At 40.8% G+C, this 630-nt stretch carries 1 protein-coding gene; it reads right to left on the bottom strand.

The features are described from left to right. A partial coding sequence (locus A3757_RS06205) for an AarF/ABC1/UbiB kinase family protein (RefSeq protein ID WP_197469871.1) occupies positions 1–630 on the bottom strand: 630 nt, incomplete at both ends.

The raw sequence follows: 630 nt of genomic DNA, 5'->3' as shown, positions 1-630 counted from the left end.
TCAGCGTGGAAAAAGGCACACTGCGTCAAACTAGAGAACCAGGTATTCATTGCTGTGATCAATGTCTTTTCGGGATCGGAGCAGTATTTACGAATTGTATCCAAATCAGTTAGCGATACACCATAAAAACGTTCCATTGTCAGAACTCGTCTCGAGCTAGCGCTTCGATAAACTTTAGGAACGCAAACATCCTCGTGGCCAGCACTATGCAAAAACTCGCTAAACTCATCTAGGTTATTTGCTTCTTTTATAAAATCACACTCTTCCATCATTGTGCGCTGAATTTCTTCAACGACACCAGACATAGATGTCCATGATAGCTTTGGTGCCAGATGTTCAATAATTCTCGCTGAGACATAGAGAAAGTTAAGGTCTGTAAGCAATACATTCTCAACACCTGGCTTTTGAATTTTGATCACTACATCTTCACCCGATACAAGCTTGGCAGCATGAACCTGAGCAATAGAAGCGGATGCTAAAGGAACCGGGTCAACATAAGAATAAACTGCACTCAAAGGCTTACCTAATTCATTTTCAATAATCTTTCGAGCCACAGAAAAAGAAAAAGGCTGGGTACGATCTAAGCAGTTTTGAAATTCTTCAACGTAATCTTGAGGAAAGAAAGTAGGC

This window comes from Oleiphilus sp. HI0117 (assembly GCF_001635235.1).
This window is presented reverse-complemented; position numbering and strand designations above follow the sequence as displayed.